Consider the following 16,179-nt stretch of genomic DNA (forward strand, 5'->3'; position numbering starts at 1 on the left):
CCCGGCCCCGCCCCCGCCTACGCGGCCTGCAACGCCGCGATCGAGGGACTGGGACGCGGGCTCGCCGTGGAACTCGCCCCGGTACGCGTCAATGTCGTCTCGCCCGGCACCATCGACGGGAACCTGTGGGCAGGCCGGCCCGCGCCGGACCGGGAGGCCGCGTTCGTCCAGTACCGCCGGGACACCGTGCTGCAGCGGCTCGGCACCGAGGACGAGGTGGCACACACGGTCCTGTTTCTCTTCACCAACGGATACACGACCGGATCCACGCTCTACCCCGACGGCGGGTACACACTGCACTGACACCCCGGTCCCCGAACCCACGATCCGCGGTGGCACGGGGCCGTGCGAACGGCACGCTGTCCCGGGTGAAACGACGGCTGGTGGATGTGGAGAGCGTCACCGCACGGTCGGTACGTCGATTCGGCCCCCGGGTTGCCGAATGGTGCGTCGGCACGCCGGATCTCGTCGCGCGGCTGACGTCCCGGTGTGGACTCTCGCTCGGCGGGCCCCTGCCGGACGGCGCCTCGTCGGTCACGTTGCGGTGCCGCTGGCCCGACGGCACGCCCACGGTGCTGAAGATCGGTCCGGAGCGGGCCCTCCTGGCCGAGCAGGCCCGCATGCTGGGGTGGTTCGCCGCCTCGGGCCGGGTGCCCTCCGTGCTGGCCGTCGACGAGGAAGCGGGGGCGATGGTGCTGGAGGAGATCGGGCCCGGGACACCGGCGGAGAACATGCCGGCCGCCTCGCTTCCGCAACAGTGGTAAAGTGCTCGCCGCCCTGCACGGGGTCCCCTCCCCGTCGGCGCCGACGCGCGTGCTGCGCGGGCGGTGCAAGGAGGCCTTCGCCCGGGTCGGCAGACGCCTATCCGAGCCCGCGATCGGCGCGCGGATGGATGTCGCCACCTGGGACAGGGCCGTCCAGCGGTGCGAGCGGCTGCTGGACACAAAGACAGCAACGGTGCTGCTCCACGGCGACCTGCACCTGGGCAACGTGCTCGACGGCGGCCCCGGGTGCGGCCTCATGGCCATCGACCCGAAGGCCTGCGTCGGCGATCCGTGCTTCGACGCCGTGGACTACGTCGTGGCGGGCGTCGGGCTGGAGGGCGTCGGAACCCGCTGTGCGCGCGTCGCGGCGACATGCGGGCTCGACGGCGACCGGCTCCAGGCCTGGAGCCGGGTGATCGCTCCGTTCGCTGCCATCGCCCACCTCGGCGGCGATGGCGAAGGGCCGGTGATCGACGAACTGCTCGCCTTGTCCCGGTGATCCGCGCCTGCCGCTCCGCCGGCTCCACGCGACCCTTCACGTTCTGCCGTACCCGAACCGAGGGCCGGTCGTGCTCCGCGACCCGAAGCAGAGCTCGACCCAGATCTACTGCGCCGGCTCCGTCACGGTCTTCGGCAAGATCCTCAAAACCGTGCTGGTGGAAACGCTCGTGGTGATCGGAACCGGCTGCACCACGGTGGCCGACCCGATCGTCATCCAGGGACCGGCCGAAAGCGCCCGCGGGAACAACCGGGAGCCGCGGGCGCCGTGGGACCGTTCCCGCGCTCTGTCAGGTGTGAGGAGTTTTGCCGCCCAGCCCGGAGTTCCCCAGGTCGGGGTGGCACCGCCCTCTTCCCGATCCGCCGGTCCGGTTGTCGGCCGGGCAGGTAAGGACCGGGAGGGCACAAGGCACACTCTGTGTGTCAGATGTTCCTGGTCCAGAGGATGATTCACACATGATTACGCTCAAGAAGGAAGACGGACCGGCCGATCTGGACGGGGTGACCCACCTGTCCATCGGGGTGTCCTGGGATCCGACCGCGGGCAGCAGCGGCGGGATGATGGGAATGCTCCGCCGCAAGTCGGGTACCGACCTCGATCTGATCGCCATCGCGATGCAGGACGGGGATCCGGTGCGCCTGGCGGGGCTCGACTCCCTCGATCCCATGGGCAACGGGTCCTTGGTCCACAGCGGTGACAACCAGACCGGGCGCGGCGATGGGGACGACGAGACGGTGACGGTCGAGTTCGCGCGGATACCACCCAACATCACCTCGATCGTGTTCGTCGCCGCCGCCTACAAGAAGGGGAGTTCCTTCCAGAAGGCGCGGAACATCAGCTTCAAGGTGTACGACGCGACCGGGGGGAGCTCCCAGCAGGTCGCCGACATCTGGCCGAGCCTGCTCACCCAGGACAACGGCTGCGCGGTGGCCAAGGTCGTACGTGTCGGCGGCGCCTGGAAACTCGAAGTGATCAACACGACGGGGAAGATCAAGCAGGGCAACGAGCACGCCCTGATGCGTTTCGCCGTCAGCAAGTAATCCGCGGAGGGCGATCCGCGTCGACCGGCCCGGCCGTGTCCCTGTCCGTCCGGTGGAGGGCCTGGCGGTCCCGCGTGGGTCCGCGGTGTTCAGGAGGGCGGAGCGGGTCTGCAAGGTGGTGGTACGGCTGGGAGTAGTTCCCACAGGGGGCCTGGCCAGCGGCCCATGTGCCGAGGGTGTGGCGGTCGACGACGTGGAGGCGCTGCTGCCGGGCGAAGGTGACGGCGGGGGCAGTGACCCGGCCGTTTGTGACGATCACCGCGATGTCGGCGCCGTGGACCTGGCGGGCGGTGCCGTTGAGGACCTGGAAGTCCGGGGTGCCGACGGCGGAGCCGGACAGGCCGTCGCGGCGGTGCTTGCATTGGATGACCCAGCGCCGCCCGTAGGGCTCGGTGGCTTTCACGTCGGCGCCCAGGTCTCCGCCGGCGCCGACGCGGGTCGCGTCCCGGCAGCCGTCACAGTGCATCAGTTCGCGTACCGCGTCCTCGAACCGGGTGTGGTGCAGTGCGTCCAGCTGGGCCAGGCCGTAGCGCAGGCCCCGGGTGCGGGCCGCTTCCCACCGGGCCCGTTCCCGCTTCCGGTGGCGCAGGAGTCCTCCGGCGAACAGGGCGAGGTCGCCTAGGGCGATCAGGACCCGCCGGTGGGCCAGCAGCCAGTTGACGACGGTAACCGCCACGGCGACGGCCGGGACCGCGGCCACGAGGAGGCCGGCCGGGTCCCTCCTGTACCCGCCGCCGCGGCCGCCGGTAGGGGCGGCAGGTACGGGTACGGGTGCGCCGTCGCACCGGCGGGCGTCCGGCCGCCGTGGGACGGCGCCTGCGGGGGTCACCGGCCGGCCTGGGTGATGCCGCTGGACAGTTGCCCCAGCAGGGTCAGGGCGCCCTGGCCGCGCCGAGGCCGGCCAGGGCCCGGCTCAGGCGTACGTCACGGCCGCCCCGGCCCGAGTTGCAGGGCAGTTCGTCGGCCAGGTTCTCCTCCTCGCCCTCGGGGACGAGGAGGACCGCGGTACGCCAGGCGGTGCGTGCGGTCTCGTCGTCGGGGTCGCGCAGCATGGGGCGGGTGATCCAGGCCCAGGTGCTCCTGTCGTTGATCTTGGAGAGTGTGTGGAGTGCCTGGCTGCGGGTCCGGGGGTGTGCGGAGCCGAGTTCCTCGCGGATCCGGGGCAGGACGGTCCGCGGCGGGAGGCGGGTCAGCGCCCAGGAGAGCATGTCCCGTGCGAAGAAGTCGGGTTCGGCCGCGCACCGCTCGACGAGGGTCTCCAGGACGGCGGGGGCGGAGCCGGCCGTCAGGGCCGCCTGGAGCCGGACCGAGGGTGCCTCGGCCCGCAGGGCGGCGGCCGGCCGGGTCTGTCGTGCGGTGGTGTGGGTCGGGTTGATCGGGACCACCTCCTGTCTCCGAGTGAAAGCGTTGTCACCGTGCCAAGGTCAAGCCGGTGGTCTCCGGGCCCTCGGGTCCTGCCGTGGTTCCTGGCGTCGGGGGCGCGGCGGTGGCGGCGCGACGGCCGGTGCCTGCCGCCCGGGGGCCGGGGCCGGGCGGGCGGCCGCCCGCCGTTCCGGGGCGGTGGACTGCCGGAAGGACCGGCGGGTGGTGGTGCGGGCGGTCGCCGTGGGGGTCCTGGAAGATGCAGTGGCGTGCCGGGGCGCGGTGTCAGGCGCGGGGGTCGACCAGGATCTTGACGGCTGTCTCGTTGTGGTGGATCAGGGTGTCGAAGCCCTGGGTGACGAGGTCGTCCAGGCCGATGGTCCCGCTGATGAACGGGGCCAGGTCCACGCGGCCCTCCCGTACGAGTTCGATGGTCTGCGGGTGGGAGTTGACGTACGCGATGGTGCCGCGCAGGTCGATCTCCTTGAGGACGAGTTTCTGCATGTCGAGCGAGGCGGGCTTGCCCCAGATCGAGATGACGGTGATGACGCCGCCGGGCCGGACGGCGTCCATCAGGGTGTCAAGGACCGCGTTGACGGAGGTGGCCTCGTAGGCGACGTCCGCTCCCCTGCCGCCGGTGAGGCGGTGTACCTCTTCGGTGACGTCGGTGGTGGCGGGGTCGATGACGTGGTCGGCGACCCCGGTGTCCAGGGCCTTCTGCCGGCGCAGCGAGCTGAGTTCGGTGACCGCGACCTGGATCCCCATGGCCTTGAGCACCGCGCAGGTGAGCAGGCCGATGGGGCCGGCGCCGCCGACGAGGGCGAAGTCGCCGGCCTTCGCGCCCGAGCGCTGGAAGGCGTGGTATCCGACCGAGAGCGGTTCGATGAGTGCCGCCTGGTCGAGGGGGACGTCTCCGACCGGGTGGACCCAGCGGCGTTCGACGACGATCTTCTCCGCGAGTCCGCCGCCCCGGCCGCCGAGTCCGATGAAGTTCATGTCGGGCGAGAGGTGGTAGGTCGGGTTGTTCTCGCTGGTGTCGACGTCCGGGCGCAGGATGTAGGGCTCGACGACGACGCGGTCGCCCGGTTTCAGGTCGTCGACGCCTTCGCCGACCGCGTAAACGGTGCCGGACATCTCGTGGCCGAGTGTGACGGGTGCGGATTCGCCGGAGACCGGGTGCGGGTGGCCGGCCGACGGGACGAAGATGGGTCCGTCGAGGTACTCGTGCAGGTCGGTGCCGCAGATCCCGCAGTACGCGACATCGATGCCCACGGTGCCCGGCCGTACGGCGGGCTCCGGGACGTCCTCGATGCGGATGTCACCTCGGTCGTAATAGCGTGCGGCCTTCACCTGGGATCGCTCCTTCGGCTGTGCTGTGTGCTGCTCACACCCCCGGGGGCGTCCTCCCGCCGTGGAACGGGGTCCGCGCCTCGCCCGTCTCGTGCACGCCCTCGGTCAACGTTACGGTCCGGTCCGTCCGGGCGCGCGTCGTGGCGCGCCACCATGCCCGCCGGGCTGCCCGTACGGGGCACGGGCGCGGTCGGCGCCGAAAACGGTGCGGCCTCGGCGTCCGACCGACGTTGTCGCGCTGGTCGGGCGGCCACCGGATGTGCTGGCGCCGTGGAGGGCACGACATTCACTCGGGAGCGCCGGTTCTTTCCCCCGCACCCGGATCCGCCGCGACCTCACCACCCCGGTCTACCGGATCCCGACCCCGACCGCCGACAAGGTCCGGTGGGCGCCAGGCGTACGCAACTGCGCCTGAAGACGTCCTGGAGACCTTGGGTGAGCGGATCGGCAACAGCCAACAAGGCGGAGTCCGTGACCATCGGCTCGGACAGGACCGAGGCTTGGCACATTCAGCGCTGCGGGGCTGATGGGTTTGCAGGCGGTCGATGGACAACGACACTCCCCTCGTAGCCGAACGCCGTCGAGGCCACTCCCATTGTGACCTGCGTGCGAAGAAGAACCAGGCCGGGCTGTGCTTCACCCGGCCTACGCCTCCCAGGCCAACCCGATCGAGGCCCACTCCGGTCCGCTGCCGGGGGGCCGGGTTCCTCCTACTCACCTCGGCGTTTCAGCGCGGCTCGGCCGCAGTGGCAACGGCAGATATGGTGCTGGGTGAAACCGGTCGGCCCTGCGCTGGCAGCCCTCGCCCGGCCACGCGAAGGCCCTCTGTGGCCGACGGTCGCGTGGTTCGTAGTGGCGGTGGCGGGAGCACTGGCGCTGACGCGATTCGGTGAGGCGCCGACCGAGAATACGGGAGCTCAGCCGCTCCAACGCCAGTACAGTTCGGGCCGGGGCTGCGTGCCGCAGCCGGAGAGCTTCAGCTCGGGGTTCTGCCGGGCGCGGTCGTCCCAGCGGGTGGGGAGTTCGCGGTCGTCCTGGAAGAGGCAGCGATGGTCACTGCCCATGATCCGCCAGGCGCTACGTTTCCAGGTCGTGCTCTGCCACGGCTCACGGATCCACCGCTGGCTCCCGCGGCCTCCCTCGCACCGCTCAAGTCCGACAGCCGTTGAGTTCGCGGTCAGACAGGAGTCGCGGTCGAGCCGGGGCCTGATCGTCCCGTCCTTCCTCATGTCCCACTTCTGCGCGGCTGATCCGTCACAGCCGCGGATGTCGGCTGTACCAGAGATCGCCGGCCCGGTGGCGGCGTGGAGGCACTGTGACGGTTCCCTTCCGGTGAAGTACGTCGTCCGGCCGACGTCCCCGAGGATCTCCCCGGCGCGTGGGGGCCGGTGGTTCTGCTGGTACTGCCGGTGGATCCACAGGCTCCAGTCCTTTTGGAGCGGGCCTTTGTAGGCGGTGGCGTTCGCGCACGTCCCGGTGGCCCGGCACTTCCGGTTGGCGAGATACCAGCGCGCCACCTCGTCCTTCTCGGCCGAGGCTCCGGGGTTGAGATTCGGTGTCAGCGGCGACATGGTGTAGCCGAGGTAGGCCGACACGGGAACCCCGAGCGCGTAGCCCACCCTGCGGAAGTACCGGGCGCCGACTCCGTGGTCGGCGTGGTCGACACCGCCGCCGAGCCCGAAGGCGAACGAGGCATTGTCATGATCCATCGTCAGGATGCGCCCTGCCCGACTCAGCCTGACCAGCGCGGAGACCACCGCGAGCAGCCGGTCCTCCGTGTAGCTCGCGGTGCTCTGGAACGGCTCAATGCTCTTCTTGTCCTGGTCGAACAGCCTGAGCAGACTGTTCGCCTCCTGGCCGCGCGGCAGTCCGTCGTGGAGGTCCAGGAACGTCAGCCGCACATCGGTGTTTCTGGCGGCGTCCGCTAGCCGGTAGGACCTGACCCGGACGCCGTCCGCCCGCACATCCGACCGTTCCCAGCGGTTGGCCGCCTCCGCCATCTCCGCGTAGGCCGCCCTCACCCCGTACTCCCTGCGGTCCACGTACTCGAGTGCCTCGGCCCGGTTCTTCTTGCCGCCGTCACCGGCGGTCAGATACACCGTGTCTACCGGGCACCCGGCGCGGATGGTCTGTCTGATCTCCGGATTCAGAAAGAACAGGTCGTCATCAGGATGCGCCACGCCGACCAGTGTGCGACGGCACTGCACCGGGTCTTTCGCGTGCGCGGCCGGACGGGACGACCCGGCCGTCGTGCCCGTGCCAGGAAACGAATCGGGCATTGCCGAGCAGGCGGATCCCAGCAGGGCACAGACGATCAGCGCCGCCGCAGTCTCCGGCGTGCGGGAGGGCCAGCCCGGGTGACGCCTTCTCCAGCCCACCGAGGGCTCCTTTCGCCGCTGCCGATCCCCCGACTGAGGATCTTCCAGCGGACGGAGCAGAAGCAACCGACACACCGACGAGCAGCCCGGAGGCAAAGGAGGTGCTGCTCAGAAGCCGAACGACGCGACGCGTTCCCGCAATGGCTGCCCACCTGCAATCACCACCGCGGACACACCGCACTCGCAGGCAGACCACTCGCCAGCCGCGTCCCCAACCTCACAGGGCAATACACCTGGCCCTCGCCGACAGCCAGGCTCCCCGGCTGCGAACGGCTTTCTCCGACGGGGCGGTGCTGATGGTGTCAGCGTGGTGCGGACGCGTACACCTCTCTCACATCGTCCGCGAGCTCTGGCCTGTTCCGGCCACACGGGCCCGCCGCGAAGGCGTGGAGCAGATTCTCCGTGCTGCGGGTGACGAATGCTCCCGTACGGGCGTCCATGCCGTGGTTGCGTCCGTTCTCGTGGGTTCCCGCCATCAGGGCCTCGACCCACCGCATCGTCCCGGAGGCGAAGACGCCCGCCCCGCTCGGCACGGTGTAGTAGGCGGAGTCGGCGTAACTGGGCCTGCCGTTACAGACGAGGGGGGAATGGGCGATGATCTCGATCGGTGCCGGGGTGGGCATGCCGGGGGTGACCCGGTCGTACTCCACCCCGATCAGATGGTCGAAGGAGGCTCCTCGCTTCACTCCTGTCCCCTCGAAGAGCCAGTGGTCGCTCCGGCGGACGACGTACGGGGCGTCCACGGGATAGCCCTCGTAGAGGACACCGGTCAGAGAGGACTCGGGGGAGGCGCCGGGTGGCTGGCGAAAGTCGTTGGTCGGCATGTCCGGGTGGTCGGCGAGGTAGGGGTCGTTCCGGTAGTCGGTCTTGTAGCAGACGACGGTGCGGTCAGCGCCGGTGTCGTCCGGCTCCAGCCTGACTCTGCGGAAGCAGGTGTTGGCCCCGAGGAAGGCCACGTTCGTACCTGTGTCGCGCGCCCGGGTGACGTGCGCCCGTTGCTGTGGCGTCCAGTACTCGTCATGTCCCAGCGAGACAGCTCCGGCCGCGTTGTGGAGAATGCCAGGGTCGCGATGGATGTCCAGGCCAGTGGTGTAGGCGAGCGGGATACCCAGCTTCTCCGCCAGGACCACCACCGCCCGTTCGTAAGCCATGAACTTCTCGGCGCCGATGCCGTCGTAGGGCCGGTTGAAGCTGACGGCAAGCGACCGCGTGCCGTACGCACCGTTCTCGCCCTGGTAAAGGCTGTAGCCGCCCCACAGGTTGTACGCCTGCCATGTTGCCGGGGCGTGCATCAACACGATGCTGCCAGCGGCGCTCGCCGAGCGGACGATCAGCGGCACGTAGCGCTGGTGGGCGTCTTCCGAGTCCAGCCGGAGCAAATACGCTCCCTCCGGCCAGCCGCCCGTATGGACGGGGAGTGTGCGGTGCCAATCCGCCCGTACAGTACGGGTTGCCCGGACCAGCCGGGGACGGGCCTGGACTGACCCGGTCACACGGTGCGAACGCCAGACCAGTCGCGCCTGCGCCCCGTCGTACCAGCCGACGCGGTAGGCCGAGACCCGGAACGCCGGGGCGGTGGTGGAGACGTACAGGCCGAACTCCTCGCCCGGCAACACGCTCACCTTGTCGGCATAGCCCTCGATGGCCCCGGGCGGACCCATCGAACGGACCCGCCAGTCGGCGTCCCCCGCCCGAGAGCTTTCCCTTCTCTCGGCGCGGCGGCCGGCGCCGGGCGGGGTGGGCGCGCCTGTCCCGGAGGAGTGGCAACCGGTCACTGCCACGCCGCCCGCCATCGCCCCGCTCGCTGCCGCAGCAAGGAAGAGCCTGCGGTCCAGCCGGCCAGGAATTCCGGCGTCCTGCCTTTCCCCGTGCTTCATAGCGTCCGCCGAACCCGTTCCTCGACACTGTCACCAGCCATCGTCCCCCGCCACGGGCTCGAAGACGACGAGGCAGCGCCGAACGGAGACCGCGCCGCATCGTGTCGTGGGATCGCAAATCTCCCGACCTCAGGTGCTCGGCGCGCTCGCAGGGCACTCGCAGTTGCTTCTCACGGGCGTGGAACTGCCGCGCCGGCTCCAGGCTACAATTCGGCACCACATGGCTCGGTGAACTCCTCGGAGTCCTGGCCCGGCAATAGCCCGGTGACAAAGAGTCACTCCGCGGGAACGTGGACGATCAGTCGGCTCAGTATCTTGGCTTGGGTCCGGTTCCACTTCGTTCCGCCGATCTGGCCCGAATTCTGCGGAGCCCGGCGCCGCAAGCGCCGGTAGTCCGCCACCCTGCTTCGTCGACCGCCTCACTTTCAACCGCAGAAGCATTGAGGCCGACACTGACTCCTGCCGCCTCGCCGGCATCCGAGCTCAAGCCGAGGCACCCGCTAGGACCACTCAAATCAATGGCAACAGATCACGCTGACGAGAGTGAACGATGCGTAGTACGGCCCCTGGGAAGGGCCGGCGAACAAACCAGCGGTGGCCACCGTCTCGACCAATGTGGCCCTCGTCAATGGATTGCTGAGTTTCTGCCGAGGCCCAGGTGTGGTCTGCCTGTTGGAAATCACGGAAGACCGGTGTTGTGGCGAGCACCGCTTCGACGTGGAAGTCTGCCTGCTCCGCACGGCATGCGGGGTCGCGTCCGATGGTCGCGTGGCGGACCACTTCTGCGTGGACGCCGACGACGTCGAACAGCACGCCCTGTCCCAAGGGTGCGCGCCCCCCGGCTCGCCCTGCCGATCGCGCCGCGGCGGTGCGGTCGTCTCCGCCTACCACACCCACGCTTCCACGTACGGCCTGCCTTCGAGGAAGCGCTGCGTACGGCGCGGGAGATCAAAGCTCCCGCCCCGCGCTGCCGGGTCATCTTCACCGTGTACGGGAGGAAGCGGCTCGGCCGCGAACGCCGCCGAACTCGCCAACCACGGCATGCCTCGCCTCCCCGGATTGGCGTGGCTGTGGCCCGTCCGTTCGGCCGGGCCCTGAGTCTTCCGCTTCTCAGGAGGCCCTGCTCGCGACAGGACAGTAGGACCGTTCAGGGCAAAAAATCTGAACTTTCCCAGAAGATGACTAAGCACCCCATGATTCAGCACAACATGAGCACATGTGCCGTTGATGGAGCCGAGTCTGCATAACCCTCCGTTCGAAGAACACTGCACTGCGCAGGGAGGAAATCACCGCCAACCTGTCAGGCCGCGCCGCCAAGGTCCCTTTCGGCCAGCGGCAAGACGGATGCTGCACCCATTCGGTGCCATCTCGTGTCGTGATTCGGCTGGAGACGTCGCCAAGAACAACAGGGTCTACAGAATCGTTTGACGGACGCCAGGTCGAGACGTTCAGTAGACACGGACTCATGCTTGTCCTGACCACACCTGCCAGGGATGCGAATGACGGAGTGCCAGGTTTCGATCGTAGTTCCTTGTTTCAATGAGGATGAGGTGATCGGGCGATTTCACCGAACACTGTTTGCCGTTCTTGGAACGACTCGACACAGCTTCGAAGTCTGTTATGTCGACGACGGCAGCCGGGACGCGACCAGGGAGCAGCTGCGCGCTCTCGCTGCCGCAGATCCGCGGGTCCGCTACACCTCCTTCAGCCGGAATTTCGGCAAGGAGGCCGCGATGCTTGCCGGATTGCGTATGTCCCGGGGTAACGACGTGATTCTCATGGATGCCGACCTTCAGCACCCGCCCTCACTCGTTCCCCGGATACTGGAGCTGAGACAGCGGGGCTACGACCAGGTCGTCGCGCGGCGGGACCGTTCGGGGGACGGCCTGGTGCGCAGCCTCGTCAGCACGGCCTACTACCGCGTGGTGGGGCACTGGATGGATGTCGACATCACCGACGGCGAGGGAGACTTCCGGCTGCTGTCCCGTCCTGCCGTCGACGCAGTGCTCGCCCTGCCCGAAGCCAACCGGTTCTCCAAGGGAATCTTTTCCTGGATCGGCTTCGACACCGTCAGCTTCACCTACCACAACGTCAGCCGCGCCGCCGGTACGTCGAAATGGGGCGGGAGACGTCTGCTCAACTACGGCATCGACGGAATGATCTCCTTCAACAGCCGACCATTGCGCCTGGCCGTCTACATCGGTCTCACGCTCTTCTCGGCGGCGTTGGTGTACGCGCTGTGGATCATCGTCGGCGTCGCCCTGCATGGTGTGCGCGTCCCAGGATTCGCCACCCTGCTGACCGCTGTCGTCGCACTGGGCGGTGTCCAGCTGGCCACGCTCGGCATTATCGGTGAATATGTTGGCCGTATCTACCGCGAAACGAAACACCGGCCGCTCTACGTGGTGCGCGAGACGGAGCTACGTGCCCCACATGGGCACCACACCGTTACAGACCCTCAACCGCCCGAAATCCCGTCAGCAACCGCCATGGCATCCTCCACGATCGGTTCGACCAAGGCGCGTACCGTGCGCCAATTCTTCGTCTTCGCGTCGATCGGAATCGTCAACACGGCGGTCTATCTGGCGGTGTACGCCTCCCTGAACCGATGGATCCCCTACCTGATCGCGCATGTCATCGGCTTCGCAGTCAGTATCGTGGGGTCGTTCTTCCTCAATACGTACATTACCTGTCGCACGAAGCCGACATGGCACGGATTCTTCCGGTATCCCCTCTCGAGCCTCGTCAACCTCGCACTCACCGGCGTTCTTCTCTTTGCCGGTGTACATACCCTGGATATGGGCAAGAACGTCGCCGCCGTAGCAGCGGGGCTCCTTGCGACCCCGCTCTCATTTCTGCTCGCCCGATGGGCAATCAACTCCGGCACTGACCTCGCCGAGCAACGGGCCCGCTGACCGGGAACCCACGCCGCCCGGATCCGAACGACGCCTCCATGAAGGGCACCAGGACGCATGACGGCAGACGAATCGAAGGCCCCTGCCCTCTCCCACCCGGAACGCAGGTCCAGTACAGGGATCGACAAAAGAATCGCGTCACGGGGGACGACCGTCTGGACCACCGCTCTCGTCCTGCTGCCGCTCGGCCTCCTGAGCGCGGCGGTCTGGATCGGCCGCCTGGTCCGCCCGGGAGCGGACGACTGGTGCTTCCTCCCCGTCGTCCGGGACGACGGTGCATCCGGTCTCATCGGCAAGTTCTACTTCCAAGACAATGGACGTCTCGCCAACGCGCTGCTCGTCGTCGCCTACGCCGCGTTCGGGGTCCCGGGCCACAGATGGTTCGCACTGGTCACCGGCATTCTCATCCTGGGCATTCTCTGGGCAGTGACCGCCTCAGCGCTCCGCAGCGCCGGGATGCACACGGCCCGCGCGATCCCGCCGCTGGTAGCGGCGATGATGACAGTCGTCTTCCTTTTCGCCACGCAAAACACCTACAAGACGTTCTACTGGCCGGCTTCCTCCGTCTCCCACACTCTCGCGCCAGTTCTGGCCGCCGGCTCCGTCATCCCGCTGCTGCTCGCACGCACCCGGAAGGGCCGCGCCCTCGCCCTCGGGACCGCGGTCATGGCCGGAGTCTTCATCGGCACACTGTCGGAGGAGACGGCGGTCGTGTTGTTCGTCGTTCTCACCCTCGCACTGCTGACAAGTTGCTGGGCCTTGCCGGGCCCCGGCCGGACGCTTGCCCGCTGGTGGTGCGCGCTCGCCTTCATCGGTACCGCGATCGGCACTGTCACCCTCTACACGTCGCCCGGCGCACGCAACCGGCGCGAGCGGTTCGGCGCCGACACCACGTCAATGTTCAGCCCGGACGAGCTCATGGCATCTCTGCGCGCGTTCGCGGACATCCTGGGAACGATCCTCTCGACGTGGCAGTACGCCGGGGCCGTCGCCGCCGGCCTCCTCCTGGGACTGCTGGCGCGCGGAGACGGCCCACGGACGCATGGGCTGCTATGGCGGCGGCCTCTCATTCCGGTCGTCGTCGGGGCAATCGCGTTCCTGGTTTCCGGATATCTCTGCACTGTCGTCGCCCGCCCGGCATTCGGAGCGAACCTGACCAGCGCCTCCCGCACCTGGAACGACTATCTGCTGCTCTACGTCATGCTCCTGGTCACCGTCGGTGCCATGCTGGGCCGCGTCCTGCGCGCACGGCAACGGCTGCTCGCCCCCACGACGGTGGCCGCGGCAGTTGTCTGCGTCCTGGCCTGCACCGGACTTGCCATCCCTCTGGCCCACCTGGAGGGGGAGATGGAGGTGCGGGCCCAGCGCTGGGACCGCCAGGACCAGTGGCTGCGCACCCACGCGGCACACGGCGACCAGGTGCTGCCCTACACACCGGTCTCGGTCAGCGGGTTGGGCGAACCATTCGGCCAGCACGGTCAGAAGCCGTGGCCGGCCAAGTGCGTCGCCCAGTGGTACTACCTCAAGCGCATCACCTACTCACCCCGGTTTCCCTGACGGCCCCCGGGCGCTGTCACGTTGTTGGACGGGTGTGTCTGACGGCGTGTCGGGTCATGGTGGGCTTGCGGACCGGGTCTGTGTTCAAGCTGTGGTGGGCCGCCCGACAGCGCCGGTGATCTGGTCCCAGATGGCGAGGCGGATGGTCGTCTCGCCTCGCTCTTCTCGATGGTGTCTTCAACGGTCGACGGAGCGAGCGACACCCCTCGGTGAGCCAGTTCCCGCGAGCGTGAACGCCTTCGTGTTCCGCACCTTCGCGTCGTAGGCGTGCTGGATCAGCCGCTGGGCGGTTTCACCCGCGTTCGACGGGCAACGACGCACAGTGAGCCTCTTTCAACCTCACGCTGAGGTGTGATGAAGGACGAGAACGGCCTGGACGATCGCTGTGATGCGGTTGGTGCTGCAGCGGAGCTTTCGCAGGAGGCGCCAGCTCTTCAGGGTGGCCATGGCCTGCTCGCCGAGGCAGCGGATCTTGGCGTGCGCGCTGTTGTGCCTGCTCTGCCACCGCTTGAGGCGACGGCCGCGGAAGGGTACCCGGATGGAGCTGCTGGCGCCCTGGTATGGATCATGATGCACCGGCGCCTCGCCCGCGACTACGAGACCCTCACCGCCAGCTCCGAGGCCATGATCCACATCGCGTCGATCGACAACCTCACCAAGCACATAATTGACGAAACCACCCCCACCTGGCGAGGAACCCACTAGGGCAGAAAGGGCAATCTGCCTGGATCAAACGCCCTCTCTCAGTGCGGCGAACGGAAGCCTGGGGGAGCGCGCAGGTGGGCTGCCGGCCGCGGCGGACTTCCCAGCTCCGGCAGAAGTTCTGCGACACGATCCGGCAGGGAGCGCAGGGAAGCCGCTGCGGAACTGTGGCTCCAGGGCCCTGGAACCGTGGCGGAACCGTGACATCAAGGCTCCAGGATTGAGCCTGTGGACACAACGAACCGGTTCCGGACCGTGCGCCTGGGCTTTCTGTGGCGTTTCTCGGGTGTAGGGCCCGGATGCCTTCTGGGCCTTCTATCAGCTGTCGTCCTCGGCGCGAGCGGCGCGGTGGATCGGCTGGGCCTCGGCCCCAGCCTGCTGATCGTCGCCGCAGTGGTCCCCCTCGTGGCCCTGCCCGCGCCCGTCAGCTTCTGGGTGCGCGCCGACAGCGACGGCCTCACCCTCTCCAGGGCGCTGCTACGCCGCCGCTACCACTGGCACGACATCACGGGCCTGGACAGGGCCTTCGGTGAGGACCTCGATTCGGACGCACCTCGCCTCACGATGCGTCTGCGCCTGACCACGACCCCCGCTGCCGGCCGCGGACCGCTCGTCGGCGTCCTCGGTCTCGCCCCCGGCCATCAGCTTCGGGGCACCGAACCGCATCGGCTCGCAGACCTCTTCACCCTCCTCGCCGCCCATGGTGTCCCCCTCGCCGAACGGGACTTCGCCGACCGCGTCCTCGCCGCCCACGGACTCCCCCCGCTCGCTCCTGGTCCGGACCCGATCGACGGCCGGTAACCATCCGACCGGGGCCGTGTAGTGGTGGTGCTCGGGGCCTGAGCTCTTCGGCCGACGGGCAGCGCTGCCGTACTCCCTCGGGGCGAAGCCGTCGTGCCGGCGACGATTGTCAGGACGGGTATGCCGGCCCGGGCGCGGGGACGGGGCCGCCGGGCCGGAACCGCTCCACCCCGACGATGTGCCGCACCTTGACGGGACGCACGATCACCGCGACCCGATGTTCCTCCGGCATGATCCACTCGAAGCGATCGACGCCCAGGTACTTGCGGGCCAGCCGGTCCATTCGGTCGTGTGCCTCCTCGCCCTCGATGAAGCGCGCCACCACACCACTGATCTGCACTCGGTCGAAGGGGTCGGTGGCGTCCGCGTGCGAGAGGTAGACGCGGGGGTCGCGGCGCAGGTTTTCCTCCTTCACCCGCCCCACCGAGGTGTTGAACGTCAGCTCCCTTTCCCCCTCCAGATCCACCCACATCGGGCTGACCTGCGGTGCTCCGTCGGCGAACACGGTGCCGACGTACCAGATGTTGGGGGCTTGCAGTCGGGCGCGGACGGCTTCATCGAAAGGCGCAGTCATCCCCGGAGGCTATCAACCATGATCGGCTGGAGAGTTCGGGGGAGCCGTGGAATCCGCCAGGTGAAGGCGATGCCGAGAAGCCGTCCTTCGCGCACCCGTCCGCTGTCGTGGGGTTGCGGAGTCGGGATGGTGGGGTCGCCGCAGAGGAAGAGTGCCTGGGCTGAGGGGTCCTGCTCCTCCCCCGCGGCGAGTCAGGGCACGGACGGATTCGTCCGGTACTCCGGCAGTTCACCGGACAGGGTTTCCGGTCGGTGCCGCCGGGTGGGGTCAGACGTCGCAGGTGTCGAGCACCTCGGACAGAGCTTCGGCCTCGGCCGGTTGGCGGTGAGCTGGTTGGTGGCCTTCACGCTGATCCAGGCA

13 protein-coding genes and 5 pseudogenes are annotated in these 16,179 nt (G+C 68.6%); 10 read left to right on the top strand and 8 right to left on the bottom strand.

Annotated elements, in window-relative coordinates:
- From EES42_RS31195 to EES42_RS31205, 4 genes are all read left to right on the top strand, one after another.
- Positions 1-303, top strand: a 303-nt coding sequence (locus EES42_RS31195) for an SDR family oxidoreductase (protein WP_124722163.1), incomplete at its 5' end; no start/stop codon positions are given.
- Between the two features lie 65 nt (positions 304-368).
- The gene (locus EES42_RS47355; protein ID WP_266793044.1) at positions 369-764 is read left to right on the top strand and encodes a protein kinase family protein; all 396 of its coding nucleotides are present in this window, start codon (positions 369-371) and stop codon (positions 762-764) included.
- Position 765: 1 nt separating this feature from the next.
- On the top strand, positions 766-1,263 hold the full coding sequence (locus EES42_RS47360; protein ID WP_266793042.1) for an aminoglycoside phosphotransferase family protein: 498 nt from the start codon (positions 766-768) through the stop codon (positions 1,261-1,263).
- A gap of 455 nt (positions 1,264-1,718) precedes the next feature.
- Positions 1,719-2,303, top strand: a complete 585-nt coding sequence (locus EES42_RS31205) for a TerD family protein (RefSeq protein ID WP_124721657.1) — start codon at positions 1,719-1,721, stop codon at positions 2,301-2,303.
- A gap of 89 nt (positions 2,304-2,392) precedes the next feature.
- Here EES42_RS31205 and EES42_RS31210 read toward each other — a convergent pair.
- From EES42_RS31210 to EES42_RS31225, 3 genes and pseudogenes are all read right to left on the bottom strand, one after another.
- A pseudogene (locus EES42_RS31210) lies at positions 2,393-3,088 on the bottom strand (restriction endonuclease).
- A gap of 87 nt (positions 3,089-3,175) precedes the next feature.
- The gene (locus tag EES42_RS31215) at positions 3,176-3,688 is read right to left on the bottom strand and encodes a HEAT repeat domain-containing protein (protein ID WP_124721658.1); all 513 of its coding nucleotides are present in this window, start codon (positions 3,686-3,688) and stop codon (positions 3,176-3,178) included.
- Between the two features lie 262 nt (positions 3,689-3,950).
- Positions 3,951-5,015, bottom strand: a complete 1,065-nt coding sequence (locus EES42_RS31225) for a 2,3-butanediol dehydrogenase (RefSeq protein WP_124721660.1) — start codon at positions 5,013-5,015, stop codon at positions 3,951-3,953.
- Positions 5,016-5,710: 695 nt separating this feature from the next.
- Here EES42_RS31225 and EES42_RS46505 point away from each other — a divergent pair.
- Positions 5,711-5,921, top strand: a pseudogene (locus EES42_RS46505) (hypothetical protein); the annotation flags it as partial.
- An 11-nt stretch (positions 5,922-5,932) separates the two neighbouring features.
- Here EES42_RS46505 and EES42_RS31235 read toward each other — a convergent pair.
- Positions 5,933-7,195, bottom strand: coding sequence for a ricin-type beta-trefoil lectin domain protein (locus EES42_RS31235; RefSeq protein WP_241196707.1), 1,263 nt, complete (start codon positions 7,193-7,195; stop codon positions 5,933-5,935).
- A gap of 306 nt (positions 7,196-7,501) precedes the next feature.
- Between EES42_RS31235 and EES42_RS31240 the strand changes: the two are divergent.
- Positions 7,502-7,627, top strand: a pseudogene (locus tag EES42_RS31240) (IS481 family transposase); the annotation flags it as partial.
- A 68-nt stretch (positions 7,628-7,695) separates the two neighbouring features.
- On the opposite strand, the gene EES42_RS31245 reads toward EES42_RS31240, so the two are convergent.
- Both EES42_RS31245 and EES42_RS45030 read right to left on the bottom strand, forming a co-directional pair.
- Positions 7,696-9,270 carry a N,N-dimethylformamidase beta subunit family domain-containing protein gene (locus EES42_RS31245; protein WP_206433666.1) on the bottom strand — a complete coding sequence of 525 codons (1,575 nt, stop codon included), beginning with the start codon at positions 9,268-9,270 and terminating at the stop codon, positions 7,696-7,698.
- Positions 9,271-9,780: 510 nt separating this feature from the next.
- Positions 9,781-10,083: a hypothetical protein gene (locus EES42_RS45030; RefSeq protein ID WP_164495377.1), complete on the bottom strand. Its 303-nt coding sequence runs from the start codon at positions 10,081-10,083 to the stop codon at positions 9,781-9,783.
- A 686-nt stretch (positions 10,084-10,769) separates the two neighbouring features.
- Here EES42_RS45030 and EES42_RS31255 point away from each other — a divergent pair.
- Together EES42_RS31255 and EES42_RS31260 are read left to right on the top strand one after the other, a co-directional pair.
- Positions 10,770-12,185 carry a glycosyltransferase gene (locus tag EES42_RS31255; protein WP_124721662.1) on the top strand — a complete coding sequence of 472 codons (1,416 nt, stop codon included), beginning with the start codon at positions 10,770-10,772 and terminating at the stop codon, positions 12,183-12,185.
- Positions 12,186-12,242: 57 nt separating this feature from the next.
- Positions 12,243-13,742, top strand: a complete 1,500-nt coding sequence (locus EES42_RS31260; RefSeq protein WP_124721663.1) for a DUF6056 family protein — start codon at positions 12,243-12,245, stop codon at positions 13,740-13,742.
- Between the two features lie 339 nt (positions 13,743-14,081).
- On the opposite strand, the pseudogene EES42_RS31265 reads toward EES42_RS31260, so the two are convergent.
- A pseudogene (locus EES42_RS31265) lies at positions 14,082-14,303 on the bottom strand (transposase family protein); the annotation flags it as partial.
- On the opposite strand from EES42_RS31265, the pseudogene EES42_RS31270 reads away from it, so the two are divergent.
- Positions 14,304-14,447, top strand: a pseudogene (locus tag EES42_RS31270) (IS5/IS1182 family transposase); the annotation flags it as partial. It lies immediately after the preceding pseudogene.
- Between the two features lie 345 nt (positions 14,448-14,792).
- Complete coding sequence (locus tag EES42_RS31280; protein WP_124721664.1) at positions 14,793-15,245, top strand: PH domain-containing protein; 453 nt, start codon at positions 14,793-14,795, stop codon at positions 15,243-15,245.
- A gap of 109 nt (positions 15,246-15,354) precedes the next feature.
- Here the strand turns inward: EES42_RS31280 and EES42_RS31285 are convergent, their stop codons facing one another.
- Positions 15,355-15,819 (bottom strand): TIGR03618 family F420-dependent PPOX class oxidoreductase, encoded by a 465-nt coding sequence (locus EES42_RS31285; RefSeq protein WP_093538878.1) that lies wholly within the window; start codon positions 15,817-15,819, stop codon positions 15,355-15,357.
- Positions 15,820-16,179: the final 360 nt, after the last annotated feature.

The organism is Streptomyces sp. ADI95-17 (assembly GCF_003846175.1).
Taxonomy (GTDB): Bacteria; Actinomycetota; Actinomycetes; order Streptomycetales; family Streptomycetaceae; genus Streptomyces; species Streptomyces sanglieri.